This window comes from Pseudomonas sp. HMSC08G10, from assembly GCF_001808425.1.
GTDB lineage: Bacteria > Pseudomonadota > Gammaproteobacteria > Pseudomonadales > Pseudomonadaceae > Aquipseudomonas > Aquipseudomonas guariconensis.
This window is the reverse complement of record NZ_KV793323.1, coordinates 1-25,499: the sequence shown is the minus strand read 5'-3', so window position 1 is coordinate 25,499 and position 25,499 is coordinate 1. Positions and strand designations below refer to the sequence as shown.

At 63.7% G+C, this 25,499-nt stretch carries 24 protein-coding genes; 8 read left to right on the top strand and 16 right to left on the bottom strand.

The window, feature by feature from the left end:
• Positions 1-147: 147 nt before the first annotated feature.
• The 3 genes from HMPREF3173_RS18090 (at position 148) to HMPREF3173_RS18080 (ending at position 2,012) form a co-directional block, all read left to right on the top strand.
• Positions 148-468 carry a hypothetical protein gene (locus tag HMPREF3173_RS18090; protein WP_070575184.1) on the top strand — a complete coding sequence of 107 codons (321 nt, stop codon included), beginning with the start codon at positions 148-150 and terminating at the stop codon, positions 466-468.
• Positions 469-755: 287 nt separating this feature from the next.
• Positions 756-1,169, top strand: coding sequence for a DUF4398 domain-containing protein (locus tag HMPREF3173_RS18085; protein ID WP_043213775.1), 414 nt, complete (start codon positions 756-758; stop codon positions 1,167-1,169).
• Positions 1,170-1,220: 51 nt separating this feature from the next.
• A complete protein-coding gene (locus tag HMPREF3173_RS18080) occupies positions 1,221-2,012 on the top strand; it encodes a lipotoxin F family OmpA-related lipoprotein LptF (RefSeq protein WP_070575180.1) in 792 nt (263 codons plus the stop codon).
• Positions 2,013-2,115: 103 nt separating this feature from the next.
• Here HMPREF3173_RS18080 and HMPREF3173_RS18075 read toward each other — a convergent pair whose 3' ends face one another.
• The 15 genes from HMPREF3173_RS18075 to HMPREF3173_RS18005 all read right to left on the bottom strand — a co-directional run bounded on the left by HMPREF3173_RS18075 (position 2,116) and on the right by HMPREF3173_RS18005 (position 18,322).
• Positions 2,116-2,442, bottom strand: coding sequence for a PA3694 family proteiin (locus HMPREF3173_RS18075; RefSeq protein ID WP_043213771.1), 327 nt, complete (start codon positions 2,440-2,442; stop codon positions 2,116-2,118).
• Positions 2,439-3,362, bottom strand: coding sequence for an alpha/beta hydrolase (locus HMPREF3173_RS18070; RefSeq protein WP_070575175.1), 924 nt, complete (start codon positions 3,360-3,362; stop codon positions 2,439-2,441). Before HMPREF3173_RS18070 ends, HMPREF3173_RS18075 begins: the two co-directional genes overlap by 4 nt.
• A complete protein-coding gene (locus tag HMPREF3173_RS18065) occupies positions 3,334-4,611 on the bottom strand; it encodes a flavohemoglobin expression-modulating QEGLA motif protein (protein WP_043213767.1) in 1,278 nt (425 codons plus the stop codon). Before HMPREF3173_RS18065 ends, HMPREF3173_RS18070 begins: the two co-directional genes overlap by 29 nt.
• Before the next feature lie 112 nt (positions 4,612-4,723).
• Positions 4,724-5,272 carry a hypothetical protein gene (locus HMPREF3173_RS18060; protein WP_043213765.1) on the bottom strand — a complete coding sequence of 183 codons (549 nt, stop codon included), beginning with the start codon at positions 5,270-5,272 and terminating at the stop codon, positions 4,724-4,726.
• 46 nt (positions 5,273-5,318) lie between these two features.
• Positions 5,319-6,023, bottom strand: coding sequence for a TetR/AcrR family transcriptional regulator (locus tag HMPREF3173_RS18055; RefSeq protein ID WP_043213763.1), 705 nt, complete (start codon positions 6,021-6,023; stop codon positions 5,319-5,321).
• Between the two features lie 225 nt (positions 6,024-6,248).
• Positions 6,249-7,751 carry a lysine--tRNA ligase gene (lysS, locus tag HMPREF3173_RS18050; protein WP_043213762.1) on the bottom strand — a complete coding sequence of 501 codons (1,503 nt, stop codon included), beginning with the start codon at positions 7,749-7,751 and terminating at the stop codon, positions 6,249-6,251.
• Positions 7,752-7,844: 93 nt separating this feature from the next.
• A protein-coding gene (prfB, locus tag HMPREF3173_RS24435) for a peptide chain release factor 2 (protein ID WP_102082206.1) occupies positions 7,845-8,940 on the bottom strand; the annotation gives its coding sequence in 2 pieces (ribosomal slippage) (positions 7,845-8,867 and positions 8,869-8,940; 1,095 coding nt in all).
• Positions 8,941-9,076: 136 nt separating this feature from the next.
• Positions 9,077-10,081 (bottom strand): response regulator, encoded by a 1,005-nt coding sequence (locus HMPREF3173_RS18040; protein ID WP_070575172.1) that lies wholly within the window; start codon positions 10,079-10,081, stop codon positions 9,077-9,079.
• Positions 10,082-10,132: 51 nt separating this feature from the next.
• A complete protein-coding gene (locus HMPREF3173_RS18035; RefSeq protein ID WP_043213756.1) occupies positions 10,133-11,146 on the bottom strand; it encodes a chemotaxis response regulator protein-glutamate methylesterase in 1,014 nt (337 codons plus the stop codon).
• On the bottom strand, positions 11,143-13,428 hold the full coding sequence (locus tag HMPREF3173_RS18030) for a hybrid sensor histidine kinase/response regulator (RefSeq protein ID WP_070575170.1): 2,286 nt from the start codon (positions 13,426-13,428) through the stop codon (positions 11,143-11,145). Before HMPREF3173_RS18030 ends, HMPREF3173_RS18035 begins: the two co-directional genes overlap by 4 nt.
• Positions 13,425-14,084, bottom strand: coding sequence for a chemotaxis protein CheW (locus HMPREF3173_RS18025; RefSeq protein ID WP_043213753.1), 660 nt, complete (start codon positions 14,082-14,084; stop codon positions 13,425-13,427). The genes HMPREF3173_RS18030 and HMPREF3173_RS18025 overlap by 4 nt, the downstream gene beginning before the upstream one ends.
• Positions 14,081-15,340: a CheR family methyltransferase gene (locus tag HMPREF3173_RS18020; protein WP_070575167.1), complete on the bottom strand. Its 1,260-nt coding sequence runs from the start codon at positions 15,338-15,340 to the stop codon at positions 14,081-14,083. The genes HMPREF3173_RS18025 and HMPREF3173_RS18020 overlap by 4 nt, the downstream gene beginning before the upstream one ends.
• A complete protein-coding gene (locus tag HMPREF3173_RS18015) occupies positions 15,337-15,843 on the bottom strand; it encodes a chemotaxis protein CheW (RefSeq protein ID WP_070575164.1) in 507 nt (168 codons plus the stop codon). Before HMPREF3173_RS18015 ends, HMPREF3173_RS18020 begins: the two co-directional genes overlap by 4 nt.
• Before the next feature lie 5 nt (positions 15,844-15,848).
• Positions 15,849-17,471, bottom strand: a complete 1,623-nt coding sequence (locus tag HMPREF3173_RS18010; protein WP_070575160.1) for a methyl-accepting chemotaxis protein — start codon at positions 17,469-17,471, stop codon at positions 15,849-15,851.
• Between the two features lie 131 nt (positions 17,472-17,602).
• Complete coding sequence (locus HMPREF3173_RS18005; protein ID WP_070575158.1) at positions 17,603-18,322, bottom strand: tellurite resistance TerB family protein; 720 nt, start codon at positions 18,320-18,322, stop codon at positions 17,603-17,605.
• A gap of 237 nt (positions 18,323-18,559) precedes the next feature.
• Here HMPREF3173_RS18005 and ydcS point away from each other — a divergent pair, with 237 nt between their 5' ends.
• From ydcS to HMPREF3173_RS17980, 5 genes are all read left to right on the top strand, one after another.
• Positions 18,560-19,711: a putative ABC transporter substrate-binding protein YdcS gene (gene ydcS / locus HMPREF3173_RS18000; protein ID WP_070575155.1), complete on the top strand. Its 1,152-nt coding sequence runs from the start codon at positions 18,560-18,562 to the stop codon at positions 19,709-19,711.
• A gap of 126 nt (positions 19,712-19,837) precedes the next feature.
• Positions 19,838-20,884 carry an ABC transporter ATP-binding protein gene (locus tag HMPREF3173_RS17995; RefSeq protein WP_070575152.1) on the top strand — a complete coding sequence of 349 codons (1,047 nt, stop codon included), beginning with the start codon at positions 19,838-19,840 and terminating at the stop codon, positions 20,882-20,884.
• Positions 20,881-21,813 carry an ABC transporter permease gene (locus tag HMPREF3173_RS17990; protein WP_070575148.1) on the top strand — a complete coding sequence of 311 codons (933 nt, stop codon included), beginning with the start codon at positions 20,881-20,883 and terminating at the stop codon, positions 21,811-21,813. The genes HMPREF3173_RS17995 and HMPREF3173_RS17990 overlap by 4 nt, the downstream gene beginning before the upstream one ends.
• The gene (locus HMPREF3173_RS17985) at positions 21,803-22,609 is read left to right on the top strand and encodes an ABC transporter permease (RefSeq protein ID WP_070575145.1); all 807 of its coding nucleotides are present in this window, start codon (positions 21,803-21,805) and stop codon (positions 22,607-22,609) included. The genes HMPREF3173_RS17990 and HMPREF3173_RS17985 overlap by 11 nt, the downstream gene beginning before the upstream one ends.
• A gap of 16 nt (positions 22,610-22,625) precedes the next feature.
• The gene (locus HMPREF3173_RS17980) at positions 22,626-24,050 is read left to right on the top strand and encodes a gamma-aminobutyraldehyde dehydrogenase (RefSeq protein WP_070575142.1); all 1,425 of its coding nucleotides are present in this window, start codon (positions 22,626-22,628) and stop codon (positions 24,048-24,050) included.
• Positions 24,051-24,206: 156 nt separating this feature from the next.
• Here the strand turns inward: HMPREF3173_RS17980 and HMPREF3173_RS17975 are convergent, their stop codons facing one another.
• Positions 24,207-25,313, bottom strand: coding sequence for an NADH:flavin oxidoreductase/NADH oxidase (locus HMPREF3173_RS17975; protein WP_043213733.1), 1,107 nt, complete (start codon positions 25,311-25,313; stop codon positions 24,207-24,209).
• Between the last annotated feature and the right edge of the window lie 186 nt (positions 25,314-25,499).

Genomic DNA, 25,499 nt, shown 5'->3' with positions numbered 1-25,499 from the left:
CGGCTCACCGCGCATCCGCTCAGGAACATTGCCCAAGAGTGCCCATGGCAAGGCCGTACTGGCAAGCCGGTTCGGCGCCGAGCAACTAAAGTGAATGCAAGGCATCCGAAGTCATGCCCACTTCAGGTTTCGAGCGAGGAGTTTTCCATGGACACCTTCAGGCACATGCTGGACAGCTGGGAATCCAAGGCCCGCGAGAGCTGCGAACGCGTCGAATACACCCTTACCCTGCACAAGCAGGACTTGGTCAAGATCAAGGCATTCGCGCAGGCCTACGGGCTGGACGAGGCCTTCGTCACGGAGAGTCTGTTGCAAACCGCCATCAAGGAGGCGGAAAAGGCCATTCCCTACGTCAAAGGCTCACAGGTGATCCGTGTCGAGGAGGGCGAGGAGATCTACGCCGACATCGGCAAGACACCCGCCTACGTGCAGGCCGAACAGGCACTGTCGAAAAGTCTTTCGAGTTGACACTTGCCCCCGCGTTGGCGGGGCACGGGACTGCCGCCCCGCCTCGCCCCGTTCCCCTTGTCGCACAGTCTTGATTTCCCACCGATCCCCTTCCACGGCCCTTGCACGTCTGCACAGGCTCGGCATTTTTTTCTGAACTATCGGAAAAAAGCCCAAGTCACAGCCTGTAGCCATCACGCTAAAACCCTGCACACACGCCGTTGTGCACAGTTCGGCCGAAATGCGCGCAGATGACAGGGAAAAAGCGATGGACTGCTAAGGATACCGTCGTAAACAGGAGTGATCCCATGGAGCTGACCATCATGAAGACCCGCACACCTCACCCCTCCTCCACGCCGCTGCGCGGGCTCAAGCTCGCCGCGCTGGCGCTGGGCGGCAGCCTGCTGCTGGCCGGTTGTGCCGGAAAACCGCCCTCCGAGCAATACGCCGTCACCCAGTCCGCGGTCAATTCCGCGGTCAGCGCCGGTGGCACCGAGTTTGCCGCCGTGGAAATGAAGGCTGCCCAGGACAAGTTCAAGCAGGCCGAGATTGCCATGCATGACAAGCAGTACGACGAAGCCAAGCGCTTGGCTGAACAAGCCGAGTGGGATGCACGCGTGGCCGAGCGCAAGGCTCAGGCCGCCAAGGCGCAGAAGGCCCTGCAGGACAGCCGTGAAGGTGTCCAGGACCTTCGCGAGGAAGGCCTGCGCAGCGCCGAATGAGCGCTGCCCTGCCCCGCTTGAGCCTTCGTCATTGATTAAAGGATGAACACTATGCGCAATTATCTCATGATCCCCACCCTGCTGGCCCTGAGCGTAGGCCTTGCTGCCTGCTCCCATGATCCGAACCCCAATCTCGAGTCCGCCCGCACCAACTTCTCCAGCCTGCAAAGCGATCCGCAGGCCAGCAAGCTGGCGGCCCTCGAGACCAAGGACGCCCAGGACTGGCTGAACAAAGCCGACAAGGCATTCATGGAGCGCGAGGACGACAAGACAGTCGACCAGTTGGCCTACCTGACCAACCAGCGCGTGGAAGTGGCCAAGCAGACCATCGCCCTGCGCTCGGCTGAAAACGAGTTGAAGAACGCCTCCGCACAACGCGCCCAGGCCCGCCTGGACGCCCGTGACGCACAGATCCGCAAGCTGCAGGAAAGCCTCAACGCCAAGCAGACTGATCGAGGCACCCTGGTGACCTTCGGGGATGTACTGTTCGACTTCAACAAGGCCGAGCTCAAGAGCAGCGCCTACCCCAACATCACCAAGCTGGCCCAGTTCCTCCAGGAAAACCCTGAGCGCAAGGTCATCGTCGAGGGATACACCGACAGCGTCGGCTCGGCGAGCTACAACCAAGGCCTGTCGGAACGCCGCGCCAACAGCGTGCGCATGGCCCTGGTACGCGCAGGTGTCGACCCGGCACGCATCGTCGCCCAGGGTTACGGCAAGGAGTACCCGGTCGCCGACAACGGCAGCAACACTGGCCGCGCCCAGAACCGTCGGGTGGAGGTGACCATCTCCAATGACAACCAGCCGGTGCAGCCGCGTTCGGTAAGCCAGATCCAACAGTAAGGCTGGCGCAATGAAACAAAAAAGCCCCGCGATCGTCGCGGGGCTTTTCTTTGTCTGTCCTGGTTCTTCGCGGCTTTCGCCGCGAAGGCATCCAGAACGCAGGTCATTGCAGCTGCTGCGGGGTCTCCTGCCCCATACAGCGAATAGCACGCTTGCGGTTGTCCACCAGCACGCCGGTCAGGCCCTTCTGCTGGGTATCGAACAATACCAGCACACCGTCGACGCATTGCGCCACTTGAGGCGCCGGGTCGAGGGAGACTTTGTAGTCCTCGCCGGGGAGGGTCTTGAGCATGGTGTAGTCCTGCAGCAACAGGGCATCCTCAGGCTTGGCGAAATGCAAGTAACCGTAATACCAAAGGGTCCCTACCGTCACGATGATGGTACCCACGGCGGTCAGGATCATCGGGATGGCGTTGCGTTCTTCACTCATTGCGCGTTCTTCTCATCAGGGTAATTGGGCACTTCGGCTAGTCGCCGAAGGCCATCGAAATGGCTGGGGTCGTCGAGGAAGCGCAGCATCACCTGGCGCCACGTCGGGTCGGCGAAGGTCTGCACATGCCCGCCTCGGGTCAGTTGCAGCACCCGAGGTGGCGGGGCGTGCTGGTACAGACGGATGCCGCTGTCCATGGGCACCAGGTCGTCGTCGATGCTGTGGAAAAACAGCTTGGGCGGGGTGTCCAGGCGCTCGATCGAGCGGATCGCGCTGTCGCCGTCCGGCACCAGCCAGGACAATGGCACCTGCAACGGCCAGGTCAACCATGACGTACTCAGGGCAAAGCGCCCCACTTCCCGATAGCTGGCGGGTACACCGTCGAATACCAGCGCACTGAAGCGCTGACGTTGCTCAGGATGGGCCGCCAGGTAGTGGATGGCCATGGCGCCGCCGAGGCTCTGGCCCAGCAGCATCAAGGGCTTGCCCTGGACCTGCGGGGCGTTGTCCAGCCAATCCATGGCCGCCTCGATGTCTTGGTAAACCGCCGGCAGGCTCGGCTTGCCCTGGGAGAGGCCATAGCCGCGATAGTCGATCATCAGCACCTGGTAGCCCTGCTCCGGCAGCCAATAGCTGCCGCCCAGATGCCAGGCCAGGTTGCCGCCATTGCCATGCAGGTGCAATACCGTGCCCTTGACCTGGACCCCTGGCTTGGCCGGCATCCACCAGCCGTGAAGACGCGTACCGTCGGCGGCGATGAGGGTCACGTCACGAAATTCGAGCTTCGCCTTCTGCGGGGTGAACGGCAGGCCCGGCTCCGGGAAGAACAACAGGCTGCTGCACCCCGACAATCCCAACACGAGCAAGCCCAGGATGAGTCGGCGACAGGCGTCAGAGAATGTTCGCGTAGTCAGCTTCAATACGATCCAGGCTCAGGTGGTTGAGGAAGTTGGAGAAGCACATCCACGCAGACAAGGCGTTGAGGTCGCGGAACTGCTCCGGCAGGTACTTGGGCGGCTCCACCAGGCCCTCCTCGACCAACTGACGCAAGGTGCGCATGTCTTCCAGGGTGGTCTTGCCGCAGAACAACAGCGGGATCTGCTCGAGCTTGCCTTTCTTCACGGCCAACTGAATGTAGTTGTAAACCATGATGAAACCCTTGAGATAGGACAAGTCCTTGGTAAATGGCAGTCCGTTGGGCACCGACCCGCGAAAGACCCGGCTGGCATTGCTGTAGCTCTGGGCCATCTCGAAGCCCTGGCCGCGGAAGAACTCGTAGACCTGCAAGAAGTCCGCCCCCTCCTCCACCATGTGGATGGCCCGGGTGCGGTTGGTGAGCTTGCGCAGGCGGCTGGGGTAGGAGGCGAAAGCGATCACCTCCATGAGAATGGCCAACCCTTCCTGGGTCACGGTCGACGAGGGAGGCCCCTTCGCCAGGAACGTGCAGATCGGCTGGTTGAGGCCATTGAGCGTGGTGCCCACGTGCACCAGGCCTTCGTGGACCTCCAGCGCGCGCACGTCTCGGCTGTTGAACATCGCGTCGGCACGCACCTTGATGTAATCGGCACCGGCCGCAGCGTCGGCCACGATACCGTCGGACTCGAACACGCGGATGGTTTCCTCGGCCTCGCCGAAGACCTTGTTCAAGCGCCGCTGAAGGATCGCTACGGCTTCCTTGGCGGTGAGGTTCTTCGGCTCGTCCTTCAGGTCGCCCCGGCCGTCGATGTTGTTCAGATAATCGGACAGCATCAGGCCCAGGTCGGCCAGGGTCGGGTCGCCGGCATGGAAGGCGTCGGAGGCCGCGCCATACAGCTCCTGGGAGATCAGGCCGAAATCCTCGGTGCCACGGGCTTCGAGCATGCGCACCACCATGCGGTACTCCTTGCACATGCGCCGCATGATCTGCCCGACCGGGTTGAACTGGCCGAGCTGGCGAGTGATGTCACGCTCGATGCTCTGGAACTCGGCCTTCACCGAGTTGGAATCGAACGACAGCGGTCGCCCCTGGTAATAGGCACGGTCCACGGCCGGGGGCTCCTTGCCCTTGGCCTTGAGAAAGCCGTTGCGGATATTGTCGTCCCACTTCACCGCATCGAGCACGCGGATGGGCGTCTGCGCCGCGACGATGCGGTCGGAGAGCGCGCGTATGGTCTGCTGGTACTCGTCCACCCCGGACTCCTTGTTCAATCAAGCTCGTGGTCGGCCCCTTCGCGGGCAGACCCGCTCCCACAGGTACAGCGTGAACGCCTGCGAAGAGGCCAGCCAAGCCAGCGATAGTGCGCTATTTACCACTACGCTGGAAGCGTGCCACCTCGACGAACAGGTCGGAGTTGGCCGGATCGTCCAGATAGGCCAGCACCCGCGCCGACGGGCTGTCGATCAGCACGCCTTCGCCGTTGTCCTCCGGCACCTCGGTGCTGCGTCCGGTCAATTCCTTCTTCTTGACCGCCTGCTGCACCTGGTCGACATCGAGGTTGTAGAGCACAAGCTCCTTGCCATCGACGACCTCGAAGCCGCCGATCAGGAAGTTGCCGCCCAGGCGCTTGGGCACACCGGCCGACAGATACCAGCGATTGCCATGCTGGGACACGGTAAAGACATATTCTTCCGGCGCCTTGCCCTTGGCCGTGGCCACCGCTTTATAGGCATCCCCGCCCACACGACTGATGCTGAGCTTGAGCGGCTCGCCCCAGGCGTCCTTGCTGCTCCACTTGCCAAGCAGTGCCTTGGGCGCTGCCTGGTTGCTGGGCAGAGGCTCATGGAAGGTCACCAGACATCCACCGAGCAGCAGGAATGACAAAGTCAACAACACCAGACGCCAGGCTTTCATCAGGTTCTCCTTGAAAAGATCGATCGCCCCTCGGGCCGGTCGTGGCCTAGGCCGATGCCAGCACCAGGTGCAGGTATCGGGTAAGGATAGCGAGCATCTGCCCATCGGCTTGCGCATTCGCATCCTTGAGCAGGCCCTGATATTCCATCTGCTCGATTATGGCCGTCAACATCTGAGCATCCTGCTCGGGCTGACGCGACCCCACCACCTGCAGCATCTGCCGTGCGCCGTGCAGGAGGATCTGCTCGTGGGCGCTGACCAGTTCGGCCAGACGCGGGCACAGCAAGGCCTCCTGGCGGAAGGCTTGCTCGGCCATGATGAAGTCACGCCGAGTGTGCAACTGACGGCTGACATAATCGGCCATCATGCGCGCCACCTCGTCCGCCAGGCGTGCCCGGGCCTCGGGGCTGCCGTCGCCCTGGGCGAGCAACTGGCGCAGCACCACTTCGGAACTGGCCCAGAGCTTGGCCATATAGGCGGCGCTGCGCTCGACGTACTGAGCGAAGGTGTCGGTCAGCAGGTCTTCGATGTCCTTGAAGTAATAAGTGGTCGCCGACAGCGGAACGCCGGCCTCGGCGGCCACCGCTCGGTGACGTACACCGCGCACGCCGTCACGCACGATGATGCGCATTGCCGCGTCGAGAATCTGCTGCCGGCGCTGCTCGCTGCCTTGGCGGGCTGTCTTGCGTCCCTGGTATTGCACGCTTTCGGCGACGGCGCTTGCCACGCCTGCTGCGCCTTGTTGGGCCATTGCGGGAGTCACGATGAATACCTCGTTGAATCTCGGTGAGGGTCGATCCCCTCTGCTTTGAGTAAAGACGGTTGTAGCTTGTTGCGGCCCAATTACGATCAAGGCCACGCCTGATAGGTTCGGTGGTGCTTCAAAAACGACTCGGCACCTGCGCCGTGACCAATCAGTCATTTTCGAACCGCAGGCATGAAAAAGCCGCCCCGAAAGGCGGCTTGTTCAGGATGCTCAGGCCTGTGGACGCATGTGCGGGAACAGGATCACATCACGGATCGACGGCGAATTGGTCAGCAGCATGACCAGGCGGTCGATGCCGATGCCTTCACCTGCGGTAGGTGGCATTCCGTATTCCAGAGCGCGGACAAAGTCGGCATCGTAGTGCATGGCCTCGTCGTCACCGGCGTCCTTCTCGGCCACCTGGGCGAGGAAACGCTCAGCCTGGTCTTCGGCGTCATTGAGCTCGGAGTAGGCGTTGGCAATCTCGCGGCCGCCGATGAACAGCTCGAAGCGATCGGTGACGGCAGGGTTCTCGTCGTTGCGACGGGCCAGCGGCGACACTTCGAACGGGTACTCGGTGATGAAATGCGGCTGCTCCAGCTTGTGCTCGACCAGCTCTTCGAAAATCATCACCTGCAGCTTGCCCAGGCCCTCATGGCCGAGCACCTTGGCGCCGGCCTTCTTGGCGATCTCACGGGCGCGGTCGACGTCCTGCAGGTCGGCGGCGGTGAGCTCAGGGTTGTACTTGAGGATCGACTCGAACACCGACAGGCGGGCGAACGGCTCGCCGAAGTGGAACACCTTGTCGCCGTACGGCACATCGGTGGTGCCCAGAACCAGTTGCGCCAGCTCGCGGAACAGCTCCTCGGTGAGGTCCATATTGTCGCGGTAGTCGGCGTAGGCCTGGTAGAACTCGAGCATGGTGAACTCGGGGTTGTGCCGGGTCGAGACGCCTTCGTTACGGAAGTTGCGGTTGATCTCGAACACTTTCTCGAAGCCACCCACAACGAGCCGCTTGAGGTACAGCTCCGGCGCGATACGCAGGAACATGGCCATGTCCAGGGCGTTGTGGTGGGTTTCGAACGGCTTCGCCGCCGCACCACCTGGAATGGTCTGCAGCATCGGCGTCTCGACTTCGAGGAAGTCGCGCTCGATCAGGAACTTGCGGATGTGCGAGATGACCTGGGAACGGACACGGAAAGTGTGGCGGGTTTCCTCGTTGACCATCAGGTCGACATAGCGCTGGCGGTAGCGCTGCTCGGTGTCGGTCAGGCCGTGGTGCTTGTCCGGCAGCGGGCGCAGCGACTTGGTCAGCAGGCGCACGTTGGTCATCTCGACGTACAGGTCGCCCTTGCCCGAACGGGCCAGAGTGCCTTCGGCGCTGATGATGTCGCCCAGGTCCCAGGTCTTGACAGCGGCCAGGGTCTCTTCGGGCAGGGTCTTGCGGTTGACGTAGACCTGGATGCGACCAGTCATGTCCTGGATGACCATGAATGAGCCACGGTTGAGCATGATGCGACCGGCTACCTTGACCGGAATCGCGGCTGCTTCCAGCTCTTCCTTGGTCTTGTCCGCGTACTGCTTCTGCAGGTCGTTGCAGTAGCTGTCGCGACGGAAGTCGTTGGGGAAGGCGTTGCCCTTGGCACGCTCGGCGGCAAGTTTTTCCTTGCGCAGTGCGATCAGGGCGTTTTCTTCCTGTTGCAGGTCTTGCGATTCGGTCTTGAGGTCGCTCATGTCGTCATTGTTTCCATCAGGTGTTCGTTGCCCCTGTCGGGCAGGGCACGCGATACGGGCCGCAGGCCTCGTATCGCGGCGGTCGTGTGCGGTTTACAGCCCCTGCTTGAGGCTCGCTTCCAAGTACTGGTCGAGGTCGCCGTCCAGGACCTTCTGGCAGTCGCTGCGCTCGACTCCGGTGCGCAGGTCCTTGATGCGCGAGTCATCGAGCACGTAGGAGCGGATCTGGTGACCCCAGCCGATGTCCGACTTGCTGTCTTCCAGAGCTTGCGAGGCGGCATTGCGCTTTTGCATCTCCAGCTCGTACAACTTGGCCCGCAGCATCTTCATGGCGGTGTCCTTGTTGGCGTGCTGGGAACGTTCGTTCTGGCAGGCCACCACGGTGTTGGTCGGCACGTGGGTGATACGGACCGCCGAATCGGTGGTGTTCACGTGCTGACCACCTGCACCGGAGGAGCGGTAGGTGTCGATGCGAAGGTCGGCTGGGTTGATCTCGATCTCGACCTTGTCGTCGATCTCGGGCGAGACGAATACCGCCGAGAAGGAGGTGTGGCGACGGGCTCCGGAGTCGAACGGGCTCTTGCGCACCAGGCGGTGCACTCCGATCTCGGTACGCAGCCAGCCGAACGCGTATTCGCCCTTGATGTGTACGGTCGCGCCCTTGATGCCGGCGACTTCACCCTCGGAGAGCTCGATGATGGTGGCATCGAAACCACGCTTGTCGGCCCAGCGCAGGTACATGCGCAGCAGGATGTTGGCCCAGTCCTGCGCCTCGGTGCCACCGGAACCGGCCTGGATGTCCAGGTAGGCGTTGTTCATGTCCATCTCGCCGCTGAACATACGACGGAACTCAAGCTGGGCCAGGTTTTCTTCCAGGCCTTGCAGCTCGGTCACAACGTCGTTGACGGCGCCTTCGTCGTTTTCCTCGACGGCCATGTCGAGCAGGTCCTTGCAGTCGGACAGACCATTGGACAGTTTGTCCAGGGTCTCGACGACCTGCGCCAGCATGGCGCGCTCACGGCCCAAGCCCTGAGCGTACTCGGGCTTGTTCCAGACGGCAGGGTCTTCCAGTTCGCGATTGACTTCGATCAGGCGATCAGCTTTTTGATCGTAGTCAAAGATACCCCCGAATGGACTGGGAGCGTTCGGTGAGGTCCTTGATGGTGTTCAGGATCGGTTGGATTTCCATGGGCGGGCTACTCGTGCGAATTCGGTGAAAAGCCCGCGAGTATAACGCAGTCCTCGCCCTGACGGCAGACCCGCCGGGCGGTAACCGCGAGGGCCGCCGCTGATGGTGTGGACGCTGGCGGCAGACCCGAAGAGCGTCAGGCAACGCCCACCTGATTGCGACCATTGTTCTTGGCCAGATACAGCCCCTTGTCCGCAGCAGAGATCAGCTGCCGGCTGTGGCTGCCAACGCTTGGCGTGAGGGTCGCAAGGCCTATGCTCACTGTCAGGCGCGCGTCTGCCTCGGGCGCGGTATGGGGGATGTTCAGACCCAGGACGGTCTGGCGCAGTTTCTCGGCGATCAGCCGCGCACCGCCGGGCGAGGTATTGGGCAGCACCAAGGAGAACTCCTCGCCCCCATAGCGCGCCGGCAAGTCGGTGGGACGCGAGCAGGAACCGCGGATGGCCTCGGCGACCTGGCGCAGGGCCTCGTCGCCGGCCAGATGGCCGAAGCTGTCGTTGTAGGCCTTGAAGTAGTCCACATCGATCATCAGCAGCGACAACTGTTGTTGCTCGCGCATCGCCCGTCGCCACTCAAGCTCCAGGTACTCGTCGAAATGGCGCCGATTGGACAGCCCGGTGAGGCCATCGGAGTTCATCAACCGCTGCAGCATCAGGTTGGTGTCGAGCAACTGCTGCTGACTGACCCGCAGCGCGCGATAGGCTTCATCACGTTGCAGCAGGGTCAGGTAGGAGCGGGAGTGGTAGCGGATCCGCGCCACCAGCTCGATGGTGTCCGGCAGCTTGACCAGGTAGTCGTTGGCCCCGGCGGCGAAGGCCGCGCTCTTGACCAGTGGGTCCTCCTTGGTCGACAGGACGATGATCGGAATATCCTGGGTAGCTGGGTTGTTGCGGTATTCGCGCACCAACGTCAGGCCGTCCAGCCCCGGCATGATCAGGTCCTGGAGGATCACCGTAGGTTTGATCCGCATGGCCTGGGCCACCGCCTGGTGGGGATCGGCGCAGAAATGGAAGTCGATGTTCTCCTCGTGGGCCAGCCCACGGCGCACCGCCTCGCCGATCATCGCCTGATCGTCGACCAGCAGGACCATCGCCGCACTTTCGTTGATGGTCGTGAAACCTTCGATCGGTAGATCATTCATGCCTATTCACCAGGTCACTGCCGGCCAGGCGGCGTGACTCAATACATATCGTCATTTCGAAAAGATTTCCATCAGTCGGCCCGCGATGCGTTCCAGCGGCCGTATCTCCACGGCGGCCTCGATCGCCGCAGCCGCCTTGGGCATGCCGTAGACCGCCGAACTCTGCTGGTCCTGGGCGATGGTGAGGAAGCCACGCTGGCGCATCTGTTTCAGGCCCTGGGCGCCGTCGCGGCCCATGCCGGTGAGCAAGACGCCCACGGCATCGCCCGTCCAGAAACGCGCCACACTCTCGAAGAACACGTTGATCGAGGGGCGGTAGATTTCGCCGACAGGCTCGGCCGTATAGCTAAGCTGGCCGCCCTGCAGCAGGCGGATGTGATGATTGGTGCCAGCCAGCAGCACTTGCCCTGGCTGGGGTGGCTCGCCCTCTCGCGCCAGGCGCACCGGCAAGCCCGAGACCCCGCTGAGCCATTCGGCCATGCCACTGGCGAATACCTGGTCAACGTGCTGCACCAGCACGATCGACGCGGGAAACTCGCGCGGCAAGCCTTTGAGCAGGACTTCCAGCGCCGCTGGACCGCCCGCCGAAGAGCCGATGGCCACCAGGCCACGACGCTGGGACGCCCCCACCAGTGGAGCGGACACAGCGCGGGGCGCCGCGGAGCGTTGCTGGCCGATCAGCCAGCCTATATTGAGGATCTTGCGCAACAGCGGGGCTGCCGCTTCCCGTGCATCCCCCGCGCCCAGCGAAGGCGTGTCGACCACGTCCAGGGCGCCATGGCCCATGGCTTCGAATACCCGATGCACATTCTGCTTGCGGTCGACCGTGACAATGACGATGGCACAGGGCGTTTCGGCCATGATCCGCCGGGTCGCCTCGACGCCATCCATCACCGGCATGATCAGGTCCATGAGAATCAGGTCAGGGGTGAACTCGGCGCACCGGGCCACGGCTTCGGCGCCATCGCTGGCCACCCAGACCACCTGGTGCTCGGGCTCGAAGGCCAAGGCCCGGCGCAGTGCTTCCACTGCCATGGGCATGTCGTTGACGATGGCGATCTTCATCCCTGGGCACCCCCGATCAACTCCACCACGGCGTCCAGCAACGCATCGTCATGGAAACTGGCTTTAGCCAAATAGTAGTCGGCACCGGCGTCCAGTCCACGTCGCCGGTCTTCTTCACGATCCTTGTAGGACACCACCATGACCGGCAGCGATTGCAGGCGCTGGTCTCGACGCACCAAGGTGACCAGTTCGATGCCGTCCATGCGCGGCATGTCGATATCGGTGATCAGCAGGTCGAAATCATCGGCGCGCAGGGCATTCCAGCCATCCATGCCGTCCACCGCCACGGCCACGTCGTAGCCCTGGTTGCCCAACAGTTTGCGCTGCAGCTCACGGACGGTGAGCGAGTCGTCGACCACCAGGATGCGCTTGCGCACCATGGCGCGACCGCCCCGGGCACCGCGCTCGATGCGCTCCAGCCGGCCGGTGCTGAGCAGTTTCTCGACCGAGCGCAGCAAATCCTCGACATCGATGATCAGCACCACCGAACCATCATCGAGCAAGGCTCCGGCGGAAATGTCCTGGACCTTGCCCAGGCGCGCATCCAGCGGCATCACTACCAGCACCCGCTCGCCGATCAACCGCTCCACAGCCACGCCGTACAGTTGGTCACGCTCACGAATCACCACCACGGGCAGGCTGCGCTCGTCATCCTGCCCGGTCGGACGGTTAAGCAACTGGCTGGCCGAGACCAGCCCGACATGCCGTCCTTCGTGCCAGAAGTGCTGGCGCCCTTCGATCTGCACGATGTCCTCGGCAGCCACCGCCAGGGTGCGCTCGATGTGCGCCAGCGGGAAGGCATAGGCTTCGCCCCCCACCTCTACCACCAGGCTGCGCACCACCGACAGCGTCAGCGGCACCTCCAGATGGAAACAGCACCCCTGGCCGGACACCTGGGTCAGCTCGATCGAGCCACGCAGCTCGCGCACCATGTGCTGAACCGCATCAAGGCCGACGCCTCGGCCCGACACCTCGGTGACCTTGTCACGCATGCTGAAGCCAGGAAGGAACAGGAACGTGAGCAGCTCCGCCTCGCTCATTTGCGCTACGGTCTCGGCCGGTGACAATGCCCGTTCGACGATGCTACGCCGCAACCGATCAAGGTCGATTCCGGCGCCATCGTCGGTCAGTTCGAGGATCAGTAGGCCTGCCTGGTGCGAGGCGCGCAGGCGAATCGTGCCGTCGACGGGCTTGCCTGCCAGCAGGCGCCGCTCGGGCAGCTCGATGCCATGATCGACGGCGTTGCGCAGCAGATGGGTCAAGGGCGCTTCGAGCTTTTCCAGTACGTCACGGTCGACTTGGGTTTTCTCACCTTCGATCTGCAACTGCACCTGCTTGCCCAGCGATCGTCCAAGGTCGCGGACCATGCGGCTCTGACCGGTCAGGACATCGGCGAAAGGCCGCATGCGGCAGGCTAGCGCGGTATCGTAGAGATGCTGGGCGCGCTGGCTGGCCTGCCAGCCGAACTCGTCGATATCGGCAGCCTGTTGCTGCAGGATCTGCTGGGTTTCGCCCAGCAGGCGTTGAGTCTGGGCCAAGGCCTCGAGCACTTCGTGGCTCTGGCCGCTGCCTTCGAGCTGTTGTTTCAGGCCATCGAGGGCCCGCATGCCCTGGCCATGCATGCGCTTGAGCCGTTGCAGGCTGGCCAGGTAGGGCTTGAGTCGCTGGGTTTCCACCAGCGACTTGCTGGAAAGGTCGAGCAGGCTGTTCAAACGATCGGCGGTGACCCTGAGCACCCGTTCGCCACCCTCGCCACCGCGCTTGCCGACCTTGCGAGGCAGGCTGGGCTCTGGCTCGGCTTCGGGCTCTGGCTCTGCCACCACCGGTTCGACCTGCGTGGTCTGCAATGGCGCAGGTTCGACAGGTGCGGCAGGCTCAGGCACGGGCGCTGCCGTGGGGTCGAGCAAATTAGCCATCTGCACCAGGAACGCCGGCACCGCGGTTTCGCCCTCACGGTCATTGGGTGTTGCGATGCGCATCAACAGGTCAGTGCCGTGCAGCAAGGCATCGATATGCTCGGGGCGCAGTCGCAGGCGCCCTTCCTGAGCCGCCACCAGACAGTCTTCCATGACGTGGGCGACGCTGACACCGGCATCGATGCCAACGATCCGTGCAGCCCCTTTCAGGGAATGGGCCGCGCGCATGCAGGCTTCGAGCTGGTCGGCCTGGGTCGGGTTGCGCTCGAGCGCCATGAGCCCGGCACTGAGCACCTGGGTCTGGGCCTCGGCCTCCAGGCTGAACAGCTCGAGCAGCGAGGCGTCGCGCATTTGCTCAGGGGTCATGACAGGCTCCGCTTCACGGCCGACAGTACATGTTGTTCATCCAGCACCCGCACGCTGCGTCCACGCCATTGCAGTACCGCTGCGGTGAAGTGCGCAGCGTCCTGGCCATCGGCCAGGCGTGCCGGATCCAGGCGATGGATACCGTCGATCTCGTCCACCGCCATCACCACCGGGCCGCCCTCCGCGGCGAGGATCAGCATGCGTGGCATCACGCGCCCGGTGCGCTCCTGGGCCGGCAACACCTCGACGCCCAACAAGCCCGCCAGCGACAGGCAGGGCACCAGCGCGCCACGCACATTGGCCACGCCCTGCAATACCCCGGAGCGCTGGTGCGGCAGCGAATGCACCGACTGTAGCGGCGCGATCTCGGCCAGACAGGCACAGGCCAGCGCCAGCCATTCCTCGCCCAGGCGGAACAACAGCATCGAGCGCCCGACGCTGTCTTCGTCCGGCGGCGGCGCCTCGACCTGCTCGTCCTGCAACAGCGCATAGCGATCGAGCAGCCGCGTGGCCGCACTGGCATAGACCTGGCAGTTGCGGCAATGAATGTGACGCTCGAGCAATGGGCACTGCTTGTCGCCGTGCACACCGATACGGTTCCAGCAATCGTCGATGAGCTCATCGTCCCGTGCGATCAGGTGCATGGTTTCACTCATCGTTCAGACTCCCGTCCCACACGTGCCGCCCGCTCCTGCATACGCCGCGCGCCCGCCTCATCGCCCTGGGAGGCCAGCAATGCCGCCAAGTGCATCAAGGCCTCGGCATGTTGCGGCTCCAGGTACAGTGCCTTGCGATACTGGTTGATGGCCTCCTGGCTGTCGCCTTCGGTGTCGCTGAGCAGACCGAGCCAGTAGAACACCTGCGCTTTCGGCGCGAACTGCTGCAGGTAGCGCTGGCAGCTGGCGCGGGCCTGCGCGCTTTCACCGGCGTTGGCCTGACGGGCGATGGTGGCCAGCAGCTCGCTCTCACCTTGGGCGTGCGACGGCGAGCGCGGTGGCGACGAAAGGGGGCGCGACAGGTGCACCGGACGGCTGGCAGGCCGTGGGGCCTGGGGAGGTATGGAGGGGGAACGACTGATTGGTGCAACTTGCCCGACGGGTGCAGGCGCCGGGGCTGGCGCCTCCTGGCGTACGTAGGCGAACGACTGGGGGATGCCCAATGGACGCATGCCCAGGCGGGCCAGCAGGCTGCCCTCGGCAGGGCCGATGAACAGCACGCCCTGGGCATGGATCAGGTGCTTGAGCACTTCGAACACCCGGCGCTGGGTCGGGACGTCGAAGTAGATCAGCAAATTGCGGCAGAAGACGAAGTCGTACAGCCCTTGCTGACTCTTGAGCGCAGGATCGAGCACGTTGCCGACTTGCAGATCGACCTGACGTCTTACCCGCTCATCCAATTGGTGGCCTTCGTCGGTTTCGCTGAAATGCCGGCCGCGGAACGCCAGCTCGCTGCCCCGGAAAGAGTTGCGCCCATAGATGGCCTGTTTCGCGCGGGCGATGGAGCTGGGGCTGATGTCCATGGCGTCGACACGAAATGCAGCCGGGTCCAGACCACTCTCGAGCAACGCCATGGCGATCGAGTAGGGCTCCTCGCCCGTGGAGCATGGCAGGCTGAGGATTCGCAGCGGTCGCAGACCGGCAAGTTCGGTCAGGCGCTTGTGGGCCAACCCCACCAGCGCGGTGAAAGATTCGGGATAGCGGAAGAACCAGGTTTCCGGGACGATCACCGCCTCGATCAGTGCCTGCTGCTCACTGGCCGATTGCTGCAGGCGCGACCAGTAATCGTCCAGACCAGCGGCCTGCACGGCAGCGCAGCGCTGGCGCAAGGCACGTTCGACCATGGGCGCGCCGACCGACTCGACGTCCAGGCCGATGCGCTCCTGCAGGAAACGGAAGAAGTGCTGTTCGATCATGCCGGCACCTGCCCTGGCGGCTCGGGGAACAGCAGATCGCGAACATCGTCCGGCAGCAAGTCGTCCACCTCGATCCGCTGCAGCAGCCCCCAGGCATCCTGGCGCACCGGCCCCAGGTAAGGCGCATCGGCGTTGTCCAGGCCATAGGGCTGGAACTCATCGGGCCGGCATCGCAAGGTGTCGGTGGCCTGCTCCAGAATCAACCCCAGCTGCCGGTCACCGCCATAGTGCACCAGCACAAGCCGGGTGCTGGTACGCAAGGGGGCCGGGGTGGCGAAGCTCAGCGCCGAGAGATCGATCACCGGCACCAGGGCGCCACGATGGGCCAGGATACCGGCGACCCACGCAGGCGCCTGGGCGATGGGCTTGAGCGTGCGCCGTGGCAATACCTCGATCACCTCGCGCACGTCCAGGGCAAAGCGCTGCTCGCCGATGCAGAACTGCAGATACAGCGCTGCCTTGGCACCGTCGGCCTGCTCCTGATGGGGTTGCACGTCGTTCATCGCCGTCAGACTTTGAAGCGCGACACACCGCCGCGCAGCCCGGCAGCCACCTGGCTCAACTCGTCGATGGCGAAGCTCGCCTGGCGCAAGGACTCCACGGTCTGGGTGCTCGCATCGCTGAGCTGGGCCAGGGCCTGGTTGATCTGCTCGGCACCGGTGGCCTGGGCCTGCATGCCTTCGTTGACCATCAGCACCCGCGGCGCCAGTGCCTGAACCTGATGGATGATCTGGGTGAGCTGCTCGCCCACCTGCTGGACCTCGAACATGCCCCGTCGCACTTCCTCGGAGAACTTGTCCATGCCCATGACGCCGGCCGAGACGGCGGACTGGATTTCCCGCACCATTTGCTCGATGTCGTAGGTTGCGACGGCGGTCTGGTCGGCCAGGCGACGCACCTCGGTGGCCACCACGGCGAAACCACGGCCGTACTCACCGGCCTTCTCCGCCTCGATAGCGGCATTGAGCGACAGCAGGTTGGTCTGGTCGGCCACCTTGACGATGGTCACGACCACTTGGTTGATGTTGCTGGCCTTCTCGTTGAGGATCGCCAGCTTGGCGTTGACCAAGTCGGCGGCGCCCATCACCTGGTGCATGGTCTCTTCCATGCGTGCCAGGCCCTGCTGGCCAGAGCCGGCAAGGACCGAGGCCTGGTCGGCGGCGGAGGTCACCTCGGTCATGGTACGGACCAGGTCACGGGAGGTAGCGGCGATCTCTCGCGAAGTGGCACCGATCTCGGTGGTGGTGGCGGCGGTTTCGGTGGCAGTCGCTTGTTGCTGCTTGGACGTGGCGGCGATTTCAGTGACCGAAGTGGTCACCTGCACCGACGAACGCTGGGCCTGGGCGACCAGGTCGGCCAGCGCCACGGCCATTTCGTTGAAGCCGGTCTCGATGCTACCGAACTCATCCTTGCGGGCCAGGCTCAGGCGCATGCTCAGGTCGCCCGAACGCAGCTTGTCCAAGGCATGGACGATGCGCTGCACGGGCGCGGTGATGGCACGCAGCAATAGCAGACCGCAAATACCGGCAGCCAGGATTGCCAGCAGCAACGAGACGATCATGCTGCCCTTGGCCGTGGCTACGGCAGAGACGATGTCGTTGGTGGCCGCCTCGGCGGATTCGCGATTGCTTTCGATGACCCGGTTCAGGTGCTGGCGGCCGTTGATCCAGGCCGGGGTGAGGGATTCGTTGATCAGACGCTCGGCTTCGGCATAGCGCTTCTGCTGGTAGGCATCGAGCACCTGGTCGACGAGCTTCATGTAGTCGGCTTCAAGCACCCTGAACGCATCGAGCGCGGCTTGATCGTCCGGATTATGGATCGTCGCCTGGTAGCTGGCCATCTGCTGCTTGAGGCGCTCATCGAAGCTCTTGAACTCGGCCAGGTCCGCCGGGGTGATTTCCCGGCGACCGGACAACCCCACCAACTGCTGGCTGGTGACGTAGCTGTCGACCCAGGCGCTGCGAAGCATCGAGCTGTAGTAGAAACCGGGAATGCTGTCCGAGCCTACCGCCTCTTCACTGGCCTCGATCGCCACCAGCCGCGAGTAGGCGGCGACGATCATCAGCAGCATGATGGCGATGATCACGGCGAAACTTGCCAGGATCCGTTGGCGCAAGGTCCAGTTCTTCACGTTCAGCCCTCAGGAATTCATTACGAGCGGGGAAAAATCGCCAGAGTATAGCCTAGGCGCCCCGCCCGTTCGCGGCTGATTTTGCAGGCTGTGGAGGCGTCCCTGGCCTGAGTGGAAGGACGCCCCGCGGCTTACCCGGCAGCGAGGCGGACCTGATCCTCGAGCTCCTGGCGCAGGCCAGGATCCAGACGCAACTGGCGGGCCAGTTCGTCCAGGTAGGCGCGCTCCATGAAGTTCTCCTGATCGACCATCATCACGCTGGCCAGGTACATTTCAGCCGCCATCTCGGGCGTCTGCGCGGCAGCGGCCACTTCGGCGGGGTCCAGCGGTTTGTTCAGTTCGGCGTGCAGCCAATGCTGGAGCTCGCGGTCGCTGTCCAGGCGGACGAATTCACCCTCGATCAAGGCGCGCTCGCGCTCATCGATATGCCCGTCCGATTTGGCCGCCGCCACCAGGGCGCGCAGCACCGCCTGGCTGTGCTGCTCGGCCTGGGCCGCAGGCAGGCGATCGAGGGTACGAGGCTCGTGGGCCGCGGTCTGGCCCTGGCGCGCCTGCCAGTTGCCGTAGGCCTTGTACGCCAGTACACCAAGCGCAGCCAGGCCACCGTAGGTGAGCACTTTGCCGCCATACTTGCGGGCCTTCTTGCTGCCCAGAAGCAGACCCATGGCGCCTGCCGCCAGGGCACCACCACCGGCACCGGAGAGCAAGCTGCCCAGCCCGCCCTTGCCTGACTGGCCGCCCAGCAGATCAGCCACGCCCGCCCCCTTGGCGCCGCCGCCCTTGCCTTGCTGGTTTTGCAGCAGCTCCTGGCCGGATTTGAGCAGTTGATCGAGCAAGCCACGGGTGTTCATCTGGCATTACCTCTTGCTGAAAAGGAAAGCCCCAGATTAGGCCTGTGGACTGAACTCACGCTTAATGCATTTGCATCCGGATGTTGCGTAACCACCGGCAAAAAACGAACTAGACTCGACATCGCATGCGCCAGCCTGAACGGGCCCAGGTCCGCGACAAGCGCACTACGCTTATCCCATCGCTTCGCTGCTTTCTTGATGACTGCCCCGATCAAAAATTCCAAAAGAGGGAACACCATGTCAGTGCACAAGACCGCATTGTCCAGCGCCGTGATCGGCGCCCTGCTGGCCAGCGCCAACCTGCAGGCCGCAGGCCTGCCCCAGAGCATCGGCGATGGCGAGGGGCGCCTGGATATCGTCGCTTGGCCCGGCTACATCGAGCGCGGCGAAAGCGACAAGGCCTACGACTGGGTCACCGGATTCGAGAAAGAAACCGGCTGCAAGGTCAGTGTGAAGACGGCCGCGACCTCCGACGAAATGGTCAGCCTGATGACCAAGGGCGGCTACGACCTGGTGACCGCCTCGGGCGACGCCTCGCTGCGGCTGATCGCTGGCAAGCGGGTACAGCCGATCAACACGGCGCTGATCCCCAGCTGGAAGAACATCGACCCACGCCTGCAGAACGGCGGCTGGTACGTGGTCGACAAGCAGGTCTACGGCACGCCTTACCAATGGGGCCCGAATGTGCTGCTCTACAGCACCGCAGTGTTCAAGCAACCGCCCGCCAGCTGGAGTGTGGTCTTCGAGCCCCAGAACCTGCCGGACGGCAAGCCGAACAAAGGGCGGGTACAAGCCTACGATGGCCCGATCTATATCGCCGACGCCGCACTCTACCTGAAAGCCACCAAGCCCGAGCTGGGCATCCAGGACCCCTACGAGCTGAACGAAACCCAATACAAGGCCGTACTCGACCTGTTGCGCCAGCAACAGCCGCTGATCCACCGCTACTGGCACGATGCGACCGTGCAAATGAGCGACGTGAAGAACGAAGGCGTTGCCGCCTCCAGTTCTTGGGGTTACATGGTCAATGGCCTGAAGGCCGACAAACAGCCGGTCGCCTCGACCATCCCGAAGGAAGGCGCCACCGGCTGGGCCGACACCACCATGCTGCACAGCGAAGCCAAGCACCCCAACTGCGCCTACAAGTGGATGGACTGGTCATTGCAACCGAAGGTCCAGGGCGACGTCGCGGCCTGGTTCGGCTCGGTGCCGGCTGTGCCCGCCGCCTGCACCGGCAGCGAGCTGCTGGGCGCCGAGGGCTGCAAGGTCAACGGGATCGACAACTTCGACAAGATCGCGTTCTGGAAGACGCCGCAGTCCAGCGGCGGCAAGTTCGTCCCTTATAGCCGCTGGACCCAGGACTATATTGCGATCATGGGCGGACGCTGATAGATCGACTAATTGTTGTTCCGGCTTCTTCGCGGGTGAACCCGCTCGGTACGGCGTGATCGCCGTGGGAGCAGGTTCATCCGCGAAAGGGTTCACGCAGTAGATAAAATGCACGGAGCCAGCGCAATGCCCCTAGCAGTCCAGCTCACCGAGGTATCCCGTACGTTCGGCGACGTCAGGGCCGTCGACCGTGTCAGCATCGACATCCAGGAAGGCGAGTTCTTCTCCATGCTCGGACCCTCGGGCTCGGGCAAGACCACCTGCCTGCGCCTGATCGCAGGCTTCGAACAACCGAGCAGCGGCTCGATCCGTCTGCATGATGTAGAGGCTGCCGGACTGCCGCCTTACCAGCGTGACGTGAACACGGTATTCCAGGACTACGCCCTGTTTCCGCACATGAACGTGCGCGACAACATCGCCTATGGCCTGAAGGTCAAGGGGGTGGCCAAGGCTGAACGCTACAGCCGTGCCGACGAGGCCCTGGCGATGGTCGCCCTGGCAGGCTATGCCGAGCGCAAGCCGGCGCAGCTTTCCGGCGGCCAGCGCCAGCGCGTTGCCCTGGCCCGCGCCCTGGTCAATCGGCCACGGGTGCTGTTGCTCGACGAACCACTCGGTGCCCTGGATCTGAAGCTGCGCGAACAGATGCAAGGCGAGCTGAAGAAACTGCAGCGGCAATTGGGCATCACCTTCATCTTCGTCACCCACGATCAGACCGAAGCCTTGTCGATGTCCGATCGCGTCGCGGTGTTCAACCGGGGCCGCATCGAACAGGTCGATAGCCCACGCAACCTGTACATGAAACCGGCGACCACCTTCGTCGCCGAATTCGTCGGGACCTCCAACGTGATCCGCGGCGAGCTGGCCCAGCAGCTCACCGCAGACGTCTCGCCTTTTTCCATACGCCCCGAACACATCCGCCTGGCAGAGCACGCGGCAATCGCCGAGGACATCCAGGTCAGCGGCTTGCTGCACGACATCCAGTACCAGGGCAGTGCCACGCGCTACGAAGTGCGGCTGGACAACGGCTTGCTGCTGACCGTCAGCCAGGCCAATGACCGTTGGCAGGAGCGCCCCCAGCCCTGGCAACTGGGACAGCGTGTGCAGGCCCATTGGCCCCGCGCCGCAATGAGGCGCTTGCGCGAAACCATCCTGGACGAGGGCCAGGCCAGATGACCCTGGCGATGCAAAGCCCGTCACTGGTCAGAAGGCTCGGCACTCTGCTCTACCGGCGTCCGAACCTGTACCTGTTGCTGTTGTTGATCCCGCCCTTGACCTGGTTTGGCGCGATCTATCTGGGCTCGCTGCTGAACCTGCTCTGGCAGGGGTTCTACACCTTCGACGACTTCACCATGGCGGTGACGCCGGACCTGACGCTGGCCAACTTCGCAGCCCTGTTGGCCCCGGCGAACTTCGACATCATCCTGCGCACCTTGGCCATGGCGCTCGCCGTGACAGTGGCCAGCGCAGTGCTGGCGTTTCCGATCGCCTATTACATGGCCCGCTACACCTCGGGGCGGACCAAGGCATTTTTCTACATCGCCGTCATGATGCCGATGTGGGCCAGCTACATCGTCAAGACCTATGCCTGGACACTGCTGCTGGCCAAAGGTGGCGTGGCCCAGTGGTTCATCCAGCAGATGCACCTGCAGGCTGTGTTGCAGGCGATCCTAGCCGTGCCCGGCGTGGGTGGCAGCACCCTGTCCACCTCGCACCTTGGACGGTTCCTGGTGTTCGTCTACATCTGGCTGCCGTTCATGATCCTGCCGATCCAGGCCTCGCTGGAGCGCTTGCCGCCCTCGCTGCTACAGGCCTCGGCCGACCTGGGCGCCCGGCCGAGCCAGACCTTTGTGCTGGTGGTGCTGCCACTTGCGGTACCGGGTATCGCCGCCGGGTCGATCTTCACGTTCTCCCTGACCCTGGGCGACTTCATCGTGCCGCAACTGATCGGCCCGCCGGGCTACTTCATCGGCAGCATGGTGTATGCCCAGCAAGGGGCGATCGGTAACATGCCCATGGCCGCGGCGTTCACGCTGGTGCCCATCGTGCTGATCGCCGTCTACCTGTCGATCGTCAAACGGTTGGGGGCCTTCGATGCACTCTGATAAAGCCTCGCTGAGCCTGCGCCTGGCGGCCTGGGGCGGGTTGGTGTTCCTGCACTTTCCGATCCTGATCATCTTGCTCTATGCGTTCAACACCGAAGATGCGGCATTCAGCTTTCCTCCGCGCGGATTCACCCTCAAGTGGTTCGCCGTGACCTTCGCCCGCCAGGATGTACTGGAGGCGATCAAGCTGTCACTGCAGGTAGCCTGTCTGGCCACGGTGATCGCCTTGGTGCTCGGCACCCTGGCCGCGGCGGCGCTGTACCGGCGCTGCTTCTTTGGCAAGGAGAGCATCTCGCTGATGTTGATCCTGCCCATCGCCCTCCCGGGCATCATCACCGGCATCGCCCTGCTCTCGGCCTTCAAGACCCTGGGCATCGAACCTGGGCTGCTCACCATTGTGGTGGGCCACGCCACGTTCTGTGTGGTGATCGTCTACAACAACGTCATCGCCCGCCTGCGCCGTACATCCCAGAGTCTGATCGAAGCCTCGATGGACCTGGGCGCCGATGGCTGGCAGACCTTCCGCTACATCATCCTGCCCAATCTCGGCTCGGCGCTGCTTGCGGGTGGCATGCTGGCATTCGCCCTGTCGTTCGACGAGATCATCGTCACTACCTTTACCGCCGGCCATGAGCGCACACTGCCGATCTGGTTGCTCAATCAGCTCAGCCGCCCGCGCGACGTGCCAGTCACTAACGTGGTCGCCATGCTGGTGATGCTGGTGACCATGCTGCCGATACTCGGCGCCTATTACCTGACCCGTGGCGGCGAGAGCGTCGCGGGCAGCGGCAAATGACCTAGGAGGAGTCCCGATGCAAACCCGAATGCTGATCAACGGTCGCCTGGTCGCAGGCGAAGGCCCCGCCTGGACCGTGCTCAACCCTGCCCTTGGCAGTGCCTTGGCGCAGATCAACGAAGCGACCGAAGCCCAGGTCGATGCCGCCGTGCGCGCCGCAGACCTGGCCTTCGACGCCTGGTCGCAAACCACTCCGAAGGAGCGCTCAGCGGCGTTGCTGGCCCTGGCCGACACCATCGAACAGCATGGCGAGGAATTGGCCAGGCTGGAGTCGCAGAACTGCGGCAAGCCCTTTGCCGCCGCGCTGGGTGACGAGATTCCGGCCATCGCCGATGTGTTCCGCTACTTCGCCGGTGCCGCGCGCTGCCTGGGCGGTTCGGCGGCGGGTGAGTACCTGCCAGGACACACCTCGATGATCCGCCGCGACCCACTGGGTGTGGTTGCCTCCATCGCCCCATGGAACTACCCGCTGATGATGCTGGCCTGGAAGATCGCCCCGGCCCTGGCGGCAGGCAACACCGTGGTGCTCAAACCTTCGGAGATGACCCCGCTCACAGCCCTGCGCCTGGCGGAGCTGGCCCAGAACCTGCTGCCGGCCGGGGTACTCAACATCGTCTTTGGCCGTGGCCAGACGGTCGGCGCGCCGCTGGTCACCCATCCAAAAGTGCGCATGGTCTCGCTGACCGGTTCCATCCCCACCGGCGCACGTATTGTAAGCTCCACCGCTGACAGCGTGAAACGCATGCACATGGAGCTGGGCGGCAAAGCGCCGGTGCTGGTCTTCGACGACGCCGACCTCGACGCGGCCATCGAGGGGATACGCACCTTCGGCTTCTACAATGCCGGCCAGGACTGCACCGCCGCCTGTCGCCTCTATGTACAGGACGGCATCTATGATCGCTTCGTCGAACGTCTGGGCAAGGCAGTGGCAAGCCTCAAACCTGGTCTTCAGGATGCGCCTGACACCGAGCTCGGCCCGCTGATCAGCGCCCAGCACCGCGACAAAGTCGCAGGCATGGTAGAGCGCGCCATCGCCCAGCCGCACATTCGTCTGGTCACCGGCGGCAAGGTCATTCCGGGAGAAGGGTTCTTCTTCGAACCAACCGTGCTCGCCGATGCCCTGCAGGACGATGAAATCGTGCGCCATGAAGTCTTCGGGCCGGTGGTCTCGGTGACGCGTTTCAGCGACGAAGCCCAGGCCCTGGCATGGGCCAACGATTCGGACTACGGGCTGGCCTCGTCGGTCTGGACCCGCGACACCGGCCGTGCGCACCGCCTGGCCGCGCGCCTGCAATATGGCTGCACTTGGGTCAACACCCACTTCATGCTGGTCAGCGAAATGCCTCATGGCGGCCAGAAGCATTCGGGCTATGGCAAGGACATGTCGATGTATGGGCTAGAGGACTACACCTGCGTACGGCATGTGATGATCAAGCACTGAGCCAGAGGCGAACGGACCGAGGCTGCTTGCAGCCTCGGTTTGTTTCCGAACTACCGTGTGAGAGCAACTGTGGCGTTTATCCGCGAATGCGTCAGTGAACTCGCCGTCGCATTCGCGGATAAACCTGCTTGTGGGTGAAACGCGAAGCGGTGGGCTTCAGTCCCTCAGGTCCGACTCATGGATCGGGTTGGCCCGGCTGGTCGCGCGCTGATACTGGGCCGGCCAGGTGGCCTTGTTGCCGCCCAGGTCATCGTCGGCGTGCAGGGGCCAGTAGGGGTCGCGTAGCAGTTCGCGGGCGAGGAAGATGATGTCTGCCTGACCGGTTCGCAGGATGTGTTCGGCCTGGGCCGGTTCGGTAATCATGCCGACCGTGCCGGTGGCGATTTCTGACTCCTTGCGTACACGCTCGGCGAAACGAGTCTGGTAGCCAGGACCCGTGGGAATCTCGGCGTTGACCGAGGTACCGCCTGAAGACACGTCGATCAAGTCCACGCCGAGGGTGCGCAGGCGCCGGGCCAGTTCGACGGTTTCATCCGGGTTCCAGCCGTCTTCCACCCAATCGGTGGCCGACACACGCACGAACAGCGGCAACTCCTGAGGCCACACATTGCGTACCGCCTCGGTCACCTCCAGGGTCAGGCGGATACGGTTCTCGAAGCAACTGCCGTAGCGGTCCCGGCGCTGATTGCTCAGCGGCGAAAGGAACTGGTGCAGCAGATAACCGTGGGCGGCATGCACTTCGACTACCTTGAAACCCGCGACCAATGCCCGACGGGCGGCATCGGCAAAGGATTGGACGATACCGGCGATCTCGTCCTCGGAGAGTTCGCGGGGCACGGTGTGCTCTGGATCGAAGGCGATACGAGATGGGCCGACCGGCTGCCAACCGCCCTCCTCGACCGTCACGCTGCCATGCTTGCCCAGCCAGGGGCGATGGGTGCTGGCCTTGCGTCCGGCGTGGGCAAGCTGGATGCCCGGCACAGCGCCTTGGGCAGTGATGAAGCGGGTGATGCGTTGCAGGGGTGGGATTTGTGCGTCATTCCACAGGCCCAAGTCCTCGGCACTGATACGGCCGTCGGGGGTCACCGCCGTCGCTTCGGTGATCACCAGGCCAGCACCGCCAACGGCGCGGCTGCCCAGGTGCACCAGGTGCCAGTCATTGGCCAGACCATCTACAGCGGAGTACTGGCACATGGGGGAAACGGCGATGCGGTTGGGCAGGGTCAGCTGACGCAGGGTGTAAGGCTCGAGCAGCAGGCTCATGAGGGCACCTCCCAGGGACTCCAATGGTTTGGCCGGTCCGGGCACTTGTATGGGGCCTTGGTCCGGTATCGGTCTTTTTCAGACTAGACCAGATAGGGGGTGGTGGTTTTTTTGTGTTGGGTTTGGGCTTGTGTGAATATCCGGTGTTGGTGGCGGCGCCACCGGCGCTTTTCGCCTTTACGGCGA

Bases quoted from the DNA above. Each gene is read 5' to 3' on its own strand.
- HMPREF3173_RS18080 (WP_070575180.1), top strand. From the start codon at position 1,221: ATGCGCAATTATCTCATGATCCCCACCCTGCTGGCCCTGAGCGTAGGC.
- HMPREF3173_RS18060 (WP_043213765.1), bottom strand. From the start codon at position 5,272: ATGAAAGCCTGGCGTCTGGTGTTGTTGACTTTGTCATTCCTGCTGCTC.
- HMPREF3173_RS18040 (WP_070575172.1), bottom strand. From the start codon at position 10,081: ATGAATGATCTACCGATCGAAGGTTTCACGACCATCAACGAAAGTGCG.
- HMPREF3173_RS17985 (WP_070575145.1), top strand. From the start codon at position 21,803: ATGCACTCTGATAAAGCCTCGCTGAGCCTGCGCCTGGCGGCCTGGGGC.
- HMPREF3173_RS18055 (WP_043213763.1), bottom strand. From the start codon at position 6,023: ATGGCCCAACAAGGCGCAGCAGGCGTGGCAAGCGCCGTCGCCGAAAGC.
- ydcS (WP_070575155.1), top strand. From the start codon at position 18,560: ATGTCAGTGCACAAGACCGCATTGTCCAGCGCCGTGATCGGCGCCCTG.
- HMPREF3173_RS17975 (WP_043213733.1), bottom strand. From the start codon at position 25,313: ATGAGCCTGCTGCTCGAGCCTTACACCCTGCGTCAGCTGACCCTGCCC.
- HMPREF3173_RS18015 (WP_070575164.1), bottom strand. From the start codon at position 15,843: ATGAACGACGTGCAACCCCATCAGGAGCAGGCCGACGGTGCCAAGGCA.
- HMPREF3173_RS18025 (WP_043213753.1), bottom strand. From the start codon at position 14,084: ATGAGTGAAACCATGCACCTGATCGCACGGGACGATGAGCTCATCGAC.
- HMPREF3173_RS18020 (WP_070575167.1), bottom strand. From the start codon at position 15,340: ATGATCGAACAGCACTTCTTCCGTTTCCTGCAGGAGCGCATCGGCCTG.
- HMPREF3173_RS18035 (WP_043213756.1), bottom strand. From the start codon at position 11,146: ATGAAGATCGCCATCGTCAACGACATGCCCATGGCAGTGGAAGCACTG.
- HMPREF3173_RS17995 (WP_070575152.1), top strand. From the start codon at position 19,838: ATGCCCCTAGCAGTCCAGCTCACCGAGGTATCCCGTACGTTCGGCGAC.
- HMPREF3173_RS18075 (WP_043213771.1), bottom strand. From the start codon at position 2,442: ATGAGTGAAGAACGCAACGCCATCCCGATGATCCTGACCGCCGTGGGT.
- HMPREF3173_RS17980 (WP_070575142.1), top strand. From the start codon at position 22,626: ATGCAAACCCGAATGCTGATCAACGGTCGCCTGGTCGCAGGCGAAGGC.
- HMPREF3173_RS17990 (WP_070575148.1), top strand. From the start codon at position 20,881: ATGACCCTGGCGATGCAAAGCCCGTCACTGGTCAGAAGGCTCGGCACT.
- HMPREF3173_RS18030 (WP_070575170.1), bottom strand. From the start codon at position 13,428: ATGACCCCTGAGCAAATGCGCGACGCCTCGCTGCTCGAGCTGTTCAGC.
- HMPREF3173_RS18005 (WP_070575158.1), bottom strand. From the start codon at position 18,322: ATGAACACCCGTGGCTTGCTCGATCAACTGCTCAAATCCGGCCAGGAG.
- lysS (WP_043213762.1), bottom strand. From the start codon at position 7,751: ATGAGCGACCTCAAGACCGAATCGCAAGACCTGCAACAGGAAGAAAAC.
- HMPREF3173_RS18085 (WP_043213775.1), top strand. From the start codon at position 756: ATGGAGCTGACCATCATGAAGACCCGCACACCTCACCCCTCCTCCACG.
- HMPREF3173_RS18090 (WP_070575184.1), top strand. From the start codon at position 148: ATGGACACCTTCAGGCACATGCTGGACAGCTGGGAATCCAAGGCCCGC.